Source organism: Parabacteroides sp. AF39-10AC, assembly GCF_003635405.1.
In the GTDB taxonomy this organism is placed as follows: Bacteria; Bacteroidota; Bacteroidia; order Bacteroidales; family Tannerellaceae; genus Parabacteroides; species Parabacteroides distasonis.
Genome location: NZ_QTLP01000008.1, coordinates 193,408 through 210,380 on the forward strand (window position 1 = coordinate 193,408; position 16,973 = coordinate 210,380).

General features: G+C 42.9%; 12 protein-coding genes and 2 pseudogenes. 8 read left to right on the plus strand and 6 right to left on the minus strand.

Translation table 11 applies throughout. The annotated features are described in order from the left end of the window. The first annotated feature begins 3 nt into the window (after positions 1–3). Genes gldM through DW033_RS09820 form a run of 3 tightly spaced genes read left to right on the plus strand, consistent with a single transcriptional unit; the run spans position 4 to position 3,263 of the window. Positions 4–1,572 (plus strand): gliding motility protein GldM, encoded by a 1,569-nt coding sequence (gene gldM, locus DW033_RS09810; protein ID WP_005859860.1) that lies wholly within the window; start codon positions 4–6, stop codon positions 1,570–1,572. 10 nt (positions 1,573–1,582) lie between these two features. Further along, entirely contained in the window at positions 1,583–2,677 is a 1,095-nt protein-coding gene (gene gldN, locus DW033_RS09815) for a gliding motility protein GldN (protein ID WP_121772095.1), read from the plus strand. Between the two features lie 49 nt (positions 2,678–2,726). Then, a complete protein-coding gene (locus DW033_RS09820) occupies positions 2,727–3,263 on the plus strand; it encodes a GNAT family N-acetyltransferase (protein ID WP_008772940.1) in 537 nt (178 codons plus the stop codon). A 63-nt stretch (positions 3,264–3,326) separates the two neighbouring features. On the opposite strand, the gene DW033_RS09825 is transcribed toward DW033_RS09820, so the two are convergent. Together DW033_RS09825 and DW033_RS09830 are read right to left on the minus strand one after the other, a co-directional pair. Next, positions 3,327–4,514 (minus strand): DUF418 domain-containing protein, encoded by a 1,188-nt coding sequence (locus DW033_RS09825; RefSeq protein WP_005863273.1) that lies wholly within the window; start codon positions 4,512–4,514, stop codon positions 3,327–3,329. A 1-nt stretch (position 4,515) separates the two neighbouring features. After that, positions 4,516–5,472, minus strand: coding sequence for a nitrilase family protein (locus DW033_RS09830; protein ID WP_121772097.1), 957 nt, complete (start codon positions 5,470–5,472; stop codon positions 4,516–4,518). 95 nt (positions 5,473–5,567) lie between these two features. Between DW033_RS09830 and DW033_RS09835 the strand changes: the two genes are divergently transcribed. The 3 genes from DW033_RS09835 (at position 5,568) to DW033_RS09845 (ending at position 7,156) form a co-directional block, all read left to right on the plus strand. Next, a complete protein-coding gene (locus DW033_RS09835) occupies positions 5,568–6,077 on the plus strand; it encodes a GNAT family N-acetyltransferase (RefSeq protein ID WP_008772942.1) in 510 nt (169 codons plus the stop codon). Further along, positions 6,074–6,700 carry a chloramphenicol acetyltransferase gene (locus tag DW033_RS09840; protein WP_008779104.1) on the plus strand — a complete coding sequence of 209 codons (627 nt, stop codon included), beginning with the start codon at positions 6,074–6,076 and terminating at the stop codon, positions 6,698–6,700. The genes DW033_RS09835 and DW033_RS09840 overlap by 4 nt, the downstream gene beginning before the upstream one ends. A 195-nt stretch (positions 6,701–6,895) precedes the next feature. Next, positions 6,896–7,156 carry a DUF6582 domain-containing protein gene (locus tag DW033_RS09845; RefSeq protein WP_005859868.1) on the plus strand — a complete coding sequence of 87 codons (261 nt, stop codon included), beginning with the start codon at positions 6,896–6,898 and terminating at the stop codon, positions 7,154–7,156. Positions 7,157–7,224: 68 nt separating this feature from the next. On the opposite strand, the gene DW033_RS09850 is transcribed toward DW033_RS09845, so the two are convergent. Both DW033_RS09850 and DW033_RS09855 read right to left on the minus strand, forming a co-directional pair. Further along, complete coding sequence (locus DW033_RS09850) at positions 7,225–8,373, minus strand: acyltransferase (RefSeq protein WP_122382704.1); 1,149 nt, start codon at positions 8,371–8,373, stop codon at positions 7,225–7,227. Between the two features lie 344 nt (positions 8,374–8,717). Beyond that, a complete protein-coding gene (locus tag DW033_RS09855) occupies positions 8,718–11,774 on the minus strand; it encodes a DUF6383 domain-containing protein (protein WP_048927051.1) in 3,057 nt (1,018 codons plus the stop codon). Between the two features lie 1,814 nt (positions 11,775–13,588). Here DW033_RS09855 and DW033_RS09865 point away from each other — a divergent pair. After that, a pseudogene (locus DW033_RS09865) lies at positions 13,589–14,173 on the plus strand (tyrosine-type recombinase/integrase); the annotation flags it as partial. A gap of 73 nt (positions 14,174–14,246) precedes the next feature. Further along, entirely contained in the window at positions 14,247–15,263 is a 1,017-nt protein-coding gene (locus DW033_RS09870) for a PDDEXK nuclease domain-containing protein (protein ID WP_122377616.1), read from the plus strand. Between the two features lie 61 nt (positions 15,264–15,324). Here the strand turns inward: DW033_RS09870 and DW033_RS09875 are convergent, their stop codons facing one another. Continuing rightward, entirely contained in the window at positions 15,325–16,125 is an 801-nt protein-coding gene (locus DW033_RS09875) for a GNAT family N-acetyltransferase (protein WP_008777733.1), read from the minus strand. Positions 16,126–16,136: 11 nt separating this feature from the next. Next, positions 16,137–16,751 (minus strand): annotated as a pseudogene (locus tag DW033_RS09880) (class I SAM-dependent methyltransferase); the annotation flags it as partial. Positions 16,752–16,973: the final 222 nt, after the last annotated feature.

Below are 16,973 nucleotides of genomic sequence, written 5' to 3' on the forward strand. Positions count from 1 at the left end.
AATATGGCAGGAATATCAAATAATCCCAATTCTCCCCGTCAGCGGATGATCAACCTGATGTATCTGGTGTTCATCGCCATGATGGCACTGAATGTGTCGTCGGAGGTGCTGGATGGTTTTGAGTTGGTGGAAGGTAGCTTGCGAACCTCTATCGATAACTCCTCCCGCCGAAACAAGATCGTAGCGGACGAGATGGAAGCTTATTACCAAGAGAATCCCCAGAAAGTGGGTGAGTGGGCATTGAAGGCCCGTGAGGTGAAAAGAGCCTCAGATAGCCTCTATACGTATATACAAGATTTAAAGATCCGTATCGCTAAGGTAGCTGATGGCGAGAATGCCAACGTAAACAGCATCGAGCATAAGGATGATTTGGAAGCCGCCTCCCGTGTAATGCTCTCTCCTGTAAGCGGAGAAGGTAAAAAGCTGAGAGCGGAAATTGATAAGTATCGTATCTGGATGGGCGGCTTTATCGAAGATTCGGCGAAGACTGCCGTATTGGAGGCGAACCTAAGCACGACTCCCCCTCATAAAGCGGGGATCAATACCCGTACTTGGGAAGAGGCCTTGTTCGAGAATATGCCGGTAGCGGCGGCTGTTACCCTGTTAACAAAAATGCAAAGTGACGTTCGCTACGCCGAAGGTGAGGTCTTATCGAACTTATTGAATAGCGTAGACGTTGGCGATTACCGTGTGAACCAGATCACGGCGCAGGTAATCCCGGAAAGCCAGATCGTAATGCGAGGAAGCCAGTACAAGGCGAATATCGTATTATCGGCGGTAGACTCTACGAAACGTCCTACGATCTATGTAAATGGAAAAGAATTACCTTACGAGAATAAAGGAGTCTTCACGGTGAATACCGGAGCTGCCGGGACATTCCCGATCAAAGGTTATATCGAGATGCCGAATAGCGACGGCAGCATCATGCGCCGGGATTTCGAGAGCGAGTATTTCGTGACCGAGCCGACAGCTACCGTGGCCCCGACATTGATGAACGTATTATATGCCGGTATCGCCAACCCGATGCGTATCGCCGTCCCGGGTGTACCGAGCGGTAATGTGACAGCTACCATGACGAACGGCACATTAACCCGCAGCAAGGATGGTTGGGAAGCCCGCCCGTCTAAAGTAGGAACGGAAGCCGTGATCACGGTAAACGCTCGTATGGCGGATGGCCGGAACATAGAGATGGCAAAGACTACCTTCCGCGTGCGTGCCCTCCCCGATCCCCTACCTTATATCGAGTATAAGGATCAAAACGGTAACGTCCGTAAGTTCAAGGGAGGTATGATCGCCAAACGTAGCTTGGTAGAGGCTGACGGTATTCTGGCCGCTATCGACGATGATTTGCTAAATGTAAAATATACGGTATTACGTTTTGAGCTGACTTTCTTCGACTCCATGGGTAACGCTATCCCGGAAGTGGCCGAAGGAACCAACTTCTCCCAACGTCAGAAAAACTATATCCGCAATTTAAGTAAGGGTAAACGTTTTTATATCACCCGTGTAGTCGCGAAAGGTCCGGACGGTATCGAACGTACCATACCGACTATCGAAGTAATCGTAAATTAAGATTCGCAGTATGAAACATCTGTATTACATAGCCGCTTTGGCCGCCACTTTTTTAACAGCGATGCCTCTTCATGCGCAAGAAGAAGTTGAGAACGAAGCTACGCAGCAACAACAAACGCGTCGCCGTTCGCCTCAAGCCAGCCGTGGGGAAAGAAACGATAAGAAAGATACCGGTTTACCCGAACTGACCGTACGGGCCCAAGATATGAACGAGCGTTTGACGCAAGAGATCGGGAACGCTCGCTGGATGCGTATTATCTACCGGCAGGTGGACTTGATGAAAGAACAGAACGCTCCGCTTTATTACCCGACCCGCCCGATGAACGGACAGATGAATCTTTTCTCCGTAATCTTCCAGCTTTTAGGTGAGAACAAGATCAAGGCCTATGAGTATCTGGACGGATACGAGGAGTTTGACGAAGCCCATTTGATCAACTTCAAGGATTTGCTGGATCGCTTCTACATCCTTTATGAGGAGATACCGGGGAGAGCGGGTGAGGAACCGACTTTCGTAATCAATGAAAGCGATATACCTGCAGCCGACGTACGGTCTTACTATGTAAAAGAAGCATGGTATTTCGACCAGAATAATTCCGCTTTTGATGTCAAGATATTGGCGATTTGCCCGATCCTTACCTCTACAGGTGATATGGGAGAGACAACCATGCCTATGTTCTGGCTTCCTTACGAGAATATACGTCCGTATATCAGCAATTCATACATCATGACGTCTAATATGAATAACGCCATGACTTTTACGATGGATGACTATTTCCGTCGCCGGATGTTCGAGGGGGATATCATCAAGACCCAAAACTTGATGAATCTGCCATTGCAGGCGTATTGCCCGACACCGGATTCCTTAAAGAACGAGCAAGCTCGTATCGAAGGTCAATTAACCAGCTTTGAGAAATCACTCTGGTATCAACCGGATACGACTCAAGTAGCGGTAGACAGCAAAGCCGCGAAGAAAGCCAGAAAGAGCGCCGCAAGAGGAAAAGGTACTACAACCAAAGAACCTGCCTCCGAAAAGAAAGCTCCCACTGTCAAGGCTCCGAAAGCAGAAAAATCCGCTCCGGTACGCAGTGTTCGACGCAGAAGATAAAAACGGACTCACGATACGGGTCTGAGCGATAACCGGTGATACGCAACATATGAATAAAGAAATCAAGATTAGACCAGAGCAAGAGAACGACTTTCAAGCAGTAAGGGAAGTCGTGGAACTTGCTTTCCGTGACGTGGAGGACAGTGATCAAAGCGAACCGTACCTTGTAGAACGTTTACGAAAAACGGACGCTTATATTCCGGAGCTCTCCTTAGTCGCTGAATTAAACGGCGAAATCATAGGGCATCTCATGATGAGTAAGGTGGAAATCGTATCAGAAGACCAAAGCGTGATCTCTCTTGGGCTAGCACCGGTTTCGGTGGTACCGAAGTACCAAAGGATTGGCGTTGGTAGCGCTTTGATCCGTGAAGCGCATAAGCGAGCGGGAGAGCTAGGCTATAAATCGGCCGTCTTATTAGGACATAAGGATTATTATCCGAGATTCGGATATAAAAGGGCGATTGATTTCGGCATTGAGTTCCCATTCGATGTCCCCAGCGAATATTGCATGGTTGTCGAGTTGGCACCGGAAGGACTCAAGAACGTGCATGGAATGATTAAATATGCCAAACCTTTTATGGAGTGAGAACTGTCTGTAATGAAATGAGACGGGACATACCCCATCTCATTTCACCAGATAATCAGATCCTTATTTAGAACCTACCCATGTCCACTTATGCCAAAGACCTTCCAACGGTCCGTGTTTATGTCTTTCAGCCCACCATTTACAGAAGCGTACTTGCAAAAAGAAAAAGGCGATACCGATGAACATGCTGACCGTATAACCGCAGTAAGGAGCCAGATTCAAGCCGATCGGGAAATAGATCAACGCACCAGCAAAAGATTGTGTCACATAATTCGTCAAGCTCATCTTTCCATAAGAGCGCAAGATAGAGGTAAAACGCTTAAAGGCCTCGCGCTGATACAGTAACACAAAGGAAGCCACCAATACGAACGTAAAAGCGAATTTCTGCCACATATCAAACACAACACCTGCCGTCTGGCGCACGATAGCGCTGTCCGCCGTATCCATCAACAATACTTTCAGTTGGTATAAAGGACCGAAAGCGATCGCAGTAATGATCAAGGTCTTTATCCAAAAACGGGAATTCTCCTCCGAGGGGATAAATAACTTTTTGCGCCCGATCAACATTCCCAGCATAAATAACCCGCAGGTCTGTACATACCGGCCGGCACCAACAGCCCAGAGCAAACTAGCCTTTTGTCCTAACGTCACGTTCTGCCAGATGAAATTCCATAAATCCCCCCGCTTGGTATGCTCCGCCATCTCTGAGTACATCTCCCCTACTCCTAAATTGGGTAATTGGTAATCCGGATTAAACAGGCTAGCGATATAATGATACCACTCCACCGGCTGCAATAAAAAGATAATAGCCGTTATCAAGACAGCCTTATCGCTCCATTTACGCACGATAAACAAAACAACGCCCACGATCGCATACAGCAGCAAAACATCGCCTGCCGGATAAAAAGCGGCGTTCAACGTAGCGAAGATCGTCAACAGCAGTAATCTCCAAAGGAAGCGGTAACCGAAGTCTTTTCCCTTCGCCTGCTGGTTCGAATACTGTATATAAAAGGTAAAACCAAATAACAAGGCAAAGATAGAATACGATTTCCCGGCAAACAAAGCGAATACCACCGTAAACACGCCTTCATTCAATACGTTCAACCATCCCGGCAGCGTAGCCGGGTCCGGATAGACCGGATAGATAAAATGTTCCACATTATGCACTAATAAGATTGCCAAGACAGCGAATCCACGTAGCGCATCCACCACCTCTACACGAGGTGACTTAGAGATTGTTGTTTGTTGCATACTATTTATTTGTTGTTTCTGTTAACCATGCTACCTTTTGATTGGACTCATGCGGTTGGCCGATAATATCCGCATAAAGTTCCGGACGACGGGCATTTCGGTAACGATATCCTCCAGCCTGTCTCAATTTCTCAGGGATAGCCGTAGCGATCACGAAATCATCCCCCAGCTTACGGCATTCCGCCACGATATCGCCGAAAGGATCCAGAATCATCGAGCAACCGTTCTTGATCTCATTATAATCACGCCCGATCGGATTGGAGAATACCACATATACCGCATTGTCGTACGCCCTAGCGGGAAGCCATTTCATAAGCCAAGCACGTCCCTTCAGGCCATCGAACTCCTGTCGCAAGGAAGTCGGGTCGTTTGCCCGGTTCTCCCATAACATAGGATTTATCAAACCAGCCCCGGGGCGAGGGGAAGGGGTACACATCGTCACGTGAGGCATGAAAATGATATCCGCCCCTAATAAGGCCGTGGCACGGACATTCTCTATGATATTATTATCGTAGCAAATCAATATGCCACATTTCCATCCCTTGATCTCAAAAACCACATATTGATCGCCCGGCAAGATATTCGGATTAATAAACGGATGTAGCTTGCGGTACTTTGCCTTCAAGCCATTGCCATCCACGCAAACTTGCGCTTTATAGATACGATCCCCATCCCGCTCAAAGAATCCGGCCAGCAACGTGACACCAAACTCTTTGGCGATGGCGATCAAGGCTTGCGTACTCTCCCCCGTGGGGATCGGTTCGGCAATAGCCAACAATTCCTCGCGAGACAAGTCCTTGGCAAACGTATATCCACAAACCGAGCATTCGTGAAAAGCCACTACATCCGCTCCCTCTACCGACGCTTTCCGGCACATCTCCCGGATGATAGAAAGATTATACACTTTATCGTTATCCCGTGTCTCGAACTGCACGGTAGCAATTTTTAATGGTTCCATGATATTTTGATTTAATTGGTTTATATATTTTTCGACTAGATTCGCAAAGATAACAATAATATACTACTTTTGCGGGATAACTTTTTCTACCGATCATGAATATCAGACAAACACGACAAGAAGATCTGGCCGAGGTAATGGCAATCTACGATTACGCACGCAGGTTCATGCAAGAGCATGGCAATGGCAATCAATGGATCAATGGATATCCTTCCGAGGAATTGATCTCCAACGAGATCAAGGCCAGCCATAGTTTCGTATGCGAAAATGAGCAGGGCGAGTTAGTGGGGACCTTTTGTTACATCGAGGGAATCGACCCTACTTACCTAAAGATCTATGAAGGCGAATGGCTGAACGATGAACCTTATGCCGTGATCCATCGCATGGCCTCCAACGGTAAGCAAAAGGGGATCTCGACCGAATGTCTAAAATGGGCATTCGCTCATTGCGATAATATCCGTATCGATACACACCGGGATAATATTGTCATGCAAAACTTATTGAAAAAGCATGGCTTCAAGCAATGCGGTATCATTTACATCGCGAATGGTACGGAACGTATCGCTTTCCACAAAATAGTAAACCCAACAAATAAAGAATCATGAAGCATCCTATTGACCTAGAGCATTGGAACCGGAAAGAACATTTCCTGTTTTTCGGTTCTATGGACGACCCTTTCTTCGGACTGACCACCCAGATAGACGTGACCTCTATTTATAAAGAGGCGAAAGCGGATCATGCCTCTTTTTTCCTCTACTCCTTACATAAGATTATGACAGCCGTTAATGAGGTGGAAGAGTTCCGGTACCGGATCATCGACAACATCCCTGTCTGCTTCGACCGAATCCACGTGGGAACAACGATCGGGCGGGAAGACGGTACATTCGGCTTCGGCTTCTTCGAATATACACCGGACAGGCAACTGTTCCTTCAAAACGCACAGAAAGAGATCGAACGTGTGCAAGCTCTCACAGGCCTTTGCAAAGATAGGGAATCTGACCGGCAAGACCTAGTCCGTTTCTCCCCGGTCCCATGGATCGCCTTCACGGAGATGAAACATGCTTCCTCTTTCCGTACAGGCGATTCCGCTACCCGCATCTCCACCGGAAAGCTGATCGAACAGAACGGGCATCGAATGCTCCCTATCTCCGTAACGGCTCATCATGGCTTGATGGACGGCAGACATGTGTCTATCCTCTTAGATCGTATAGCGGATAAAGACGGATGAGACGGATGAGCAAGGCAATCCGTTTCCGATTCTAAGGATGAAACTAAAGATGTGTTCTTATGAGCTTTGCGAGGCATGTTTTCTTTATGAATCAGATCTATTTGATAAACATTAATTCTTTCCCAACACTTTTTAGCGAGAAGTGATTGTTTCCATCGAAACGTTTCATAAACAGATCATTAAAAAATTATCACGATGGAAAGAGAAAGAGAACAAGGTTCCGACCGACTTGACACGGAGGAACGCAAAGAGTTGAACGACTCTGATTTCGGATTACCCGAAGAACGAAAATATCCTATGCCGGACGCCACACACGTACGGGCGGCCGAATCCTATTTTCGATACGCTACCGATCAGCAAAAGCCGGAATTAGCTCATAATATCTTGAGAAAAGCCAAAGAGTTCGGGGTTGATGTCGAAAGTCCGACAATCTTAGAATGGGCAAATCGCTACTAATACCCATTCTGATCCGCTTATTCACCGATACACCGTATGTGTTGGGTGGCACATACGGTTATGGCAGGTTATTTGCGTACCTGTAAAAAGCGCTTTGTCAAATATCTGCAAACCGGCTCGTCATAAAGTTTCAAACTAATGTAAGCCAATACTATACTTCCGATCACTAATGCCAACGCTTCCGGCCATGCTTCCGCAAATGTAAGGTTCTCCTTCTTCACCCACCCAAAATACAAGTATATAAGAGGGTAATGTACCATATACAAAGGATAAGAGATATCTCCCAAGAATTTACAAATACGGGCGGAATGTTTATCGGTTGTCTTCCCGGAAGCCCCCAGATAGACAAGCATAGGGAATATTAGGATCGCGCATACAGAATCATAGATACCGTTCATCCATAAAGCCTCACCGTCACCGACATAGGGCATGGAAAGTAAAACAACGATCGCCAAGCTACAAATCCAAAAAGCACCTTTGACATGAATGGGCTTAAAGACGCGCGACATCAACAATCCCATCGAGAAAGAAAATAACACTCGTAAAAAGCCACCGATCAAATTGTACTCTTCCATCGTCCACCCCACACCTAGGTGCCCCGCACCGGAAAAATTGAATATAGCGAACGAAGCCAATCCGATTCCCGCCAAGACAATAAGTGCCATAAGCGCCTTCGTTGACATCCGACGAATAAACAAGGCATACATAATATTCCCGATATACTCGAAGAACAAAGACCAACTAGGGCCATTTAAAGGAAACATCTCACCATTTCCACGGATCTCAGGCCCGGAACCGGGTACAGCCGGTATCAAAAAAAGGTTGATAAGCAAAGCTAGCATCACCATGGATATAGAGACATGCGTACCATCCCACTTCTCACACCCTTGTATACAAAACGCGATAACTCCCAAAACGGCTCCAAGGACAACCATCGGATGCAAACGGATCAACCGACGTTTGATAAAATCCTTTGTCGTCATGGTTTTCCACCGGTCGTCATAAGCATAACCAATCACGAACCCGGACAGGATAAAGAAGAAATCAACGGCTAAATAACCGTGATTAAATTGTTGATCAATGGGACTCGTAGCAAAGGCTTCGAATACATGATAAAATATAACCATTAACGCTGCGACACCTCTCAATCCATCAAGAAGGTCATAATGAGGTTTTGTGTCCGCAAATGCGGCCGCTGAGATTTTTGAGTTTGACATTAATTGTTTGAGCTTATTTTTGATACTACTATTACTCCTAATTTCCGCAAAAATACAAAAAGGCCCCATCTTTCACGTTATTAGACAGTTCTTTTTTCATTAGTTACACATAAATAAGGTCGCAAAATACGAAGTCCCCAGCAAAGCTTACGCCTGCCGGAGACTTGTTTCTTTATCCGTACTCCATCCTCACGGAGGTACTTACGGACCTCTTAATTTATTACTTTAGTATTAATATTAATCCAACTCCCGCCTGTTCATCCGTCACGGATTACTTGGGATCGAAACCCTCACGGGAATTGTTGATTATCTTATTTCATTATTCCTTTACTTTGAATATTCAATTATTTAACGACAACTTTCACAGTCTCCTCGCCAACCGTAACGAATACGATACCGGCAGGTACAGCGATTGTAGCGTTATCGGATGTAAGAACAGTCTCAGCTACAGACTGGCCTAATACAGTACGTACATAAGCGTTCTGACCAGCAGCGCCTTGGATCGTTACGACACCGTTGCCACCTACTACAACGATAGAGGAAGCAGCATCTTCAACAGAACCGTTAGAAGTCGGAACGTCAGTACCTAATGTGAAGACCATAGCGATATCATTGTCAGCAGTCAAACCAAGTTTTCCATTCAAGGCATAAACATAAACTGTCTTACCATCAATCTTTCTTTGAGAAGAAATAACATACTCATCCTCAGAATCCTTAGCTAAAGTTATATTAAACTTGAACGCATCCAGTCTATCAGAATTTACAGTCTCACCATCAGACTCCAATTCCTTAACAACTTTTACAGCCTCACCATTTACGGTAGTAGCGATTGTATCAACACCCTCAAGGATAGCCGGACGGAAGATTACCTTAGTATCCTCTGTTCCTTCCAAATAATATGCCTCATTTGTATATTCTTGAGCAGAGCCTTCTACGAAATATTTCAAAGAATCCTGAGCATTGAACATGAACATTCTCTCAGCCGGTGCTTCTTCGCCTTCAGCAACCTCAATGCCTTTAGAGATATAGAATGAAGGAGTCTTAGCCTTGCTATCCGCCGTATCCAACCAGAAAATCATGCTTTCCGCAGAAAGGATACCTTCAGTGATACCATTCTTATTCAACTGATAGTTGATAGAACCTAACATATTGTCAAATGATGCGTGACGTGGTTGAGAGGCCAATGACGGGTTGAACGGATTAGCGTCCAAGATCTCAACGTTTGCGTAACCATCATTCAAGTCACTAGCTGCTACATAACGCTTCTTATCATAAGCTACAGTTAAATTTGTGCTATTAACGCTCGCAGTTTTAACCGCAGAAGTATTATCAATTGAAGCAGCATAATCAAGCGTACCCCCAGAAGTCGCAGCTAACGAAACCAAAGAATAACCGCCTGCGGCATTCTTAATGATAGCGAACTCTGTAGCGGCATCCTTTTCTTTATCAGTAGCAGCGGCAGCACCTAAATATCTAGCATCGTCACCCTTAACTTCCGTCGTACGCAAGATATAAGTTGGAACAACCAAAGTATCCTTATCCGCAACTCTTACAACCTCATTCTTATCATTTAAGTAAGCATAAGTATTCGTATTCAAGATGTAATCAGCTACACCTTGCAAAGATTTATCCAAAGTTTCAGCACCTTTTACTCTTTCCGGATAAAGGGTCAACATTGTCGCCTTCTCATCGGTAGAGACCTTCATACTCTTTTTATCATTAGAAAGAACTGCATAAAGAGTCTTGTCACCAAATACGTTCTTACCATTGAATGTCATCTTAAAGCCCTCGGCGATCTGAGTATCCGTGAATACTTTATAACCGTCCGTACGAGTTGTAGCGATCGTGTTGAACTTAACGGAAGTTGTATTCAGTGCTAAATCTTCTGTTACACCTTTGGAAGCTTTTTCATCTCCTTTGATTGTTACTTCTTCTCCATCATAAGTTGCTTTATCTACTTTATAGCCACCTTCTTTTCCATCCGGTTGTAAACGTAATACCAAATCCTCACCTGTCTCACGGTTTGTCAATGTAAAATTATATTTGCCATCAAAACCAGAAACGATCCATTGGGATACCGGCATCGTAAAATCCGCACTATTATAAGCAACCACTCTTAAACCGTCACCTGTAGCAGGATCAACCGTTAAATACTTATGGTACTCTGTTTGAGCGTTTGGCTTACCCTCAGAGCTCTTGTCCTCATCATTACTTGTAAAGTAAATATTTACCACATTCTCAGCGTTCTTCTTCAATAATACAGAAGCGTCAAGATAAGAATTCGCACCCAGTTGCGGATGGATAGGAGTATAGTTCGTTTTTGTACTTCCTGATAATACAGTAGTCACATAAGTCTTCGTATCAGAAACAGAAGGCTTAACCGCAGCTACATTTACATCATAAGATTTCCAAGTATTACCTTCTTTGACAGAAGGTTTCATCGTTAAAATCAACTTACCATCCTCATTAAAGGCATCTTTCAATGAGATCGTAAAGCTTGCGTTTGCACTAGAGTCTTTAGCAGCGACCTCACCTTTCATCCAATACAAAGCGTAACCTTCACCATCTTGTTTACCATTGATGTTGTAACGTTGAGTAGGATCCACGGCTAAGAAAGAGATTTCTTTTGCAGCTGATATGGCAGCTTCATTATTTGTACCATCTTCAACTTCAGCAACAAATGCTTCTACCTTCTTTGCGTCACCTTTCACAAAATAAGTACCTGTCTGGATTTTCGCATCCGCAGCAGTAATATCCGCACTAACAGTTACCGGAGTTACGGAATCAAACAAGTTACCAACCAATTCGCTAGTCGTATAATCGAAGGACAAAGTTGTACCTTTTGAATTGTATTCAGTCAAATACTCATCTCCGATCTCTTTAGCATAAGAGAAGGCCTGTAAATTACTACCAACCTCGCTAGCAGGCAATGCAGCCGTAAACAAGCCTTTAAATTTCAGCTTACCATCTTTTACAATAAACTTCGTGTTGAAGTCTGAAAGATTTTTCGTTGACTGATCTCCGGTAACGGCAGTACCATCGCCCTTTGTTATAACTTGGTATTCCTTACCATCAATAGTTACCCACAACTCGAAAGTACGAGAAGAGTAGTTACGGATCGTAAATTCGGCGGCAGTTTCATTCGTAGCAGAAGCAGTTGTAGCTGTTAAAGAAACAACTTCCTTATCGCCCTTCAATTTTAAGATATCACTACTCGTATACTTTGCATACAAAGTAGTATTTGACGCTCCTAAATAGAATGTCATGCCATTGCCCAAAGCGGTCTCTGTAGTTGTATAAGAAACAACGGTCTTGTCTCCAACAGCGGCATACGCAGCATTAAAAGCAGGTCCACCTAGCAGTAAACCAGCTGTTAACAAGGTAAAAATCCTTTTGTTCATAAATTCAAAATTTAATATTAATAATAGTGTTAATTAAAGTCCATCCCGTCGTTTAGCACCCTTGTTTTACTCGAAAACGACTAGTCTAAACGATCGTCTAAATCTTGCGTTTTTTTAGTGTCGGAACAGGAGGTTTGTTGAAGGAATCGGTTGTTTCGTAAAGGATAACCTATCCTATTGATAAGAAAGAGGATAAGTAATAAAAAAATAGCCCGGAAGAGTTGCAAGTATCGAAGAAACGCGTACCTTTGCAAATGACTAAAAGAATCGATCGTTTAAACTAGTCGTTTCTATCCCATAAAAGATTGTCAAACATCAAGGTTTTTAACTATATATAATGTACAGGTGTACATTAAAATAATGTAAACCTATCAAAGCATAAGATCTGAATCAAGCTTCCTCTTTGACACAAAAGTATTGATAGTACCGCTAGCTTCGAGTTATAGGTATTTTATAGGCTCACCCGATAATCATTGGGGATATCTTCAGGCTCATCTATATTTCAGCCGGCAGCCTAAGATAAGTCGGCCAACAGATGAGATCATGAGATAACTATTGCCATATAAATCGCTGTCTTATAAACTATTAATCAACAGACCAACTCACTTGAGAAAGGCTTCCCAAGTGAATAACTAACCACTTCCAGACTCGTAAGCTTACGGCTACCCCCAGCCGTAAGTTATTCACTTGACAAACCGTAAGTTATTCACCTGACAAGGCTAAATTATACATTAACCGTCTCTCCCCCGGTGGTTATCGGGAAATGGCAGAGGAGCTATAGATACAAGTGGCCCATTTGTCTTTTTGACAACTTGTAATCTGAAGTCCCGGAGAATCGATTATTCCGTACCCAAGTGCGTCTCGCTTCCAAATTCGAGAGAAAAAAACAGCAATTCTCTGTTTGATAGCCGTTTGCTGAAAAACAGCCTTCCGTTCCAGCCGAAATAATTCACCCTAGTTCATGTTTTACGGTCGTTAGGCGGTAATAATGCCCAACGCTACCGCATGTGAGGGCCGATACCTATATATGTGTAGGCTTACGCCACTATATGTGTAGCTTGATGCGACTATATGTGTGGGTTAACACTGCTATATGTGTGAGTTGATACAGCCATATGTGTAGGTTGATACGTATATATTCGTTAAAAAGCGACGCTTATCGTGTTAAAAAGCGGTTGTGGTAGCTTGTTCGCGCTCCCCGCTTACGCTCGTTGGCTTTTATAGCCAGAGAGCCGTGTCGTGAAAAAGAAGGTATTTCAATCAAAAAGATACCATTCATCGCATTAAGCTGACATCCGCGATTCTTGTCTTATCCCTTTGAATTAAGTCTGTCCCCAATAAATATCGGGTGAGCGTTTACTTGATTAATATTGGCAATATATGAACAATGAATCTGCAGAAAAATATCTTGAGGCAACGATTCGTCAGCAACCACGTCACTGGCTCATAGACAAAAAACGAAACGGCAGACATCTCCGCCGTCCCGCCCAAAAGAGATAGCCTTATCTCTGTTTGTACACATGTCAAGGTTGGTTATTTACTGATATCAGGGCCTATATAAACCCTGTTTTTCATATCGTGCGTAAACATAAGACTTTTTTTCGACAAAAGAGCAGATTCCTTCTTCTTTTTGGGAATACATGTTCTAAACATGCCACACTACCTCTTGGCTACTAGCGTGAGCTTCTATTATAGAGGAACTATGAAAAAGCATTTTACATCAAAACATAAAGCTAAATCCTTTCTTCTGCGAAGCATTGAACCGTTCAATCTCCAAAGAAAGGGATTTCTTTAACTGATTAGCCATAAATATTAAGAAAGACCTGCGTATGATGCAAATTGCCTTCAGTCGTTTTAAGGATTTTCTGAAAGAACAGTACCCATTATATGAATGCAACATCAAACCCGAATTTATCACTAAGGATATGATGGTTCTGTTTGTGGACTATTTGCAATCCCGTAGCGTTGGCGAGGGAGCAAAAAGTATCTATCAGCGTTTCAAGAAAGTGATACGCTATGCCATCGAACACGATGTGATACTGAAAGACCTTACATATAAGAATGTAGACTACTCAAACAAGCTATTGAAGTTTGAACAGAATAAGACCAAAGGGCATTCTTCTGCTAGTGGAGTAGTCATACCTTTGAATGACGGTTTACTCTCTATTATTGGCGAACCTCCTGCAGATGGCAACAAAGATGTGCTTATATTTAATCTACCATCCTATGAAAGCTGCTGTAAATCAGTAAAACGTTGGGTGAAAAGATCCGGAATAGACAAGCACATAAGCTGGCATTGTGCCCGTCACTCATTTGCAGTGAATATCCTTAACAATGGTGCTAATATTAAAACAGTAGCCAGTTTGCTCGGACATAGCGGGCTGAAACATACGGAGAAGTGCCATTCAAGACACGCTGTAAGCACAAGCAGCACACTCTGTAAACCTTGCACTAACTTCCCGTAACTGGCTTATGGGCTGTTATATCGTGGAATTTGAACAAAACGGAGAAGACCGTGCAGCCTATGGTGAGCAGCTTTTGAAGAAGTTGGAAAAACAACTAAATACCAAAGGACTTAACGAACGTAGATTCCGGGAGTTCAGACGTTTATATCTTGTTTATCCACAGTTGAAAGAAGAGGTTTTAGGCTATGTTATGTCGGGTTCGGGAATTCGGCGGTTGCCGACCGCCGAATTTGAAACAGAGATTCGGCGGTCAGTAACCGCCAAATTGCAAATGGTTTCAGAAATTGCAAATAATGACTGGAAATTGGCTGCTGAAAAGCTATTTAACAGATTATCTTCTACGCATTTGAATGCAATATCTGCTATTGACAATCCTATTAAACGTGCCTTTTATGAAATGGAAACGATTAGGGGATGCTGGACTGCAAAAGAACTGGAACGGCAGATTGATTCATTGTACTACGAGCGTAGTGGATTATCTAAAAACAAAGAAGCTCTTTCTGCATTAGTACAGCAACAGGCAGTTCAACTACAGCCTGCGAATGTAATAAATACTCCCTTGACCTTAGAGTTCTTAGGGTTAAATGAACGGGCATTAGTTACAGAGAATGATTTAGAGCAAGCCATCCTTGATAATTTACAAAAGTTCCTTCTGGAAATGGGACACGGCTTCTGCTTTGAAGCTCGCCAAAAACGCATACTGATAGATGAAGATTACTTCTTTGCTGACCTCGTTTTCTATCACCGCATACTGAAATGCCATGTCATAGTGGATTTAAAAATTGACAAATTCCACCATGAATATGCATCCCAACTGAATATGTATCTAAACTACTTCAAAGCAGAAGTAATGCAGCCCGATGATAATCCACCAATCGGTATTTTGCTTTGTACTGAAAAAGGAGATACTTTAGTTCGTTATGCCACAGCAGGATTAGACCCAAATATTTTTGTACAAAAGTATAAAATCCAGTTGCCCAGTGAGGAAGAATTCAAGAGATTTCTTTCAAAGGAGATAGGCTAACAACTTTCAATAAAAACAAAGGTTTAGTTCATTTTAGATATACAAGAGAAATGGACTAAACTTAATCTGTAACCTTTTCATTATAAAACCTCAAAAATTCCATTTCACCCACCTGCTTTAAAAATTTCTGATTTTCAATAAAGTCTTGCCCATACTTTAACCAACGTTTTGTAAAACCTTTGAACTTAGTGCAAGGAAATAGATGACATTGGTAGCAATGTGTTATTCCTTTCTCAACGCAACACAGGTAAAATGTTCTACATTTTTCACAGCGGGTTTTGTTTTCCTCTGCTCCCTGACAATTTTTTTCATCTCGTGTGTAGCTTGGACAACCGCCACAGAACACACCACAAGCAGGAATACGACCATGATATGGTTTTATTACAGATAAGGTTTTTGCCATCCAAAAATTAGTCAAATTCAATTTATTTGCCTGTCGTTTTTGTTCCTTCTTCACCACGTATTTTTGCTTCTCAAAGAATGGACGAGCAGTTAGACTCACTTCTGATGTGATTTGTATAATACCTTTTGTAATAGCATATCGTTCTATTTCTTCCAAAAGCATAGTTGCAATGCCTTTGCCTTGAAAGTCTGCGTGAATGAACATAGAGTGCAGATAGCCTTGCGGCGTAATGGATGAAAAACCTACAATCTGAGACAGTTGATTAACAGCCACAATAAAATAGTGAGTCTTTATCATTTCCTCTATATTGGAAAGATCATCTCCGCATGATGCCCAATCTTCAACTTCATCCTGTGAATAATCACGCCTGTTTACTACAAGCACGGTATTCTTATATAAATCTCTCAGTTCAGCACTATCAGATTGTTGCGCTATTCTGATTTTAAAGTCCATTTTCATCTTTGGTTTTGTATCTTTTCGTATGAATGAAACTCGCCATTGATAAAATAGTGCCATTCTATGCGATTGATTTGGGTTGTACTCTCATAACGCATTGTTTGTTTTATCAACACATCCCGTCCATCATCCGTTGTATATTCGGCAATTACTGCCTGCACTTTTTCGCTCTCGACAATATACTGGATGTTGGGATTAAAGCAATCTAACAGAAATAAGCCTCCTGCTTTGAGATGATTTCTAACGCATCCTAACGCATTGAATAAATCTTCGTTTCTGTATAAATGGTGGATTGAATTAAATGGAATAAAGATTAGGTCGAATTTTTCTTGCAAGTCGAGCATTCTAATATCTGCTTCTATGAAATCAATCACTAATTCTGCTTCGATAGCCTTCATCTTTGCTTGTTCGAGCATTGAGGGTGTGTAATCTACTCCGCAAATGCTGTATCCATCTTTGGCAATGGGGATCGTAAGTCTGCCTGTACCACAGCACAGTTCAAGTATTTCAGCCTCCTTATTTTTCGGTAGCCACTTTTTGTAGAATTGCAAATCAGATAGAAAGGTATTTAATCCATCATATATATTTGCATCATAAATCAACTCACCAACCTTGTAACCTATATTCATTTATATTCTCCAATATTCATTGTTTCATATTTATATACCAAACTTATTTCTATTCTCTTTCGTGTCCGGATGGATATGCCATAGATTAACCTTATTTTCCTTTATTTCTGCAACCCAAATAGCATGAACATTATTTAGAACCTGATCTGATTTAACATACCCACAGGTTTTTTGGGCTCACCCGATAAATCAGGGGGAAAATTCTTTAATTCTATAGAAAAT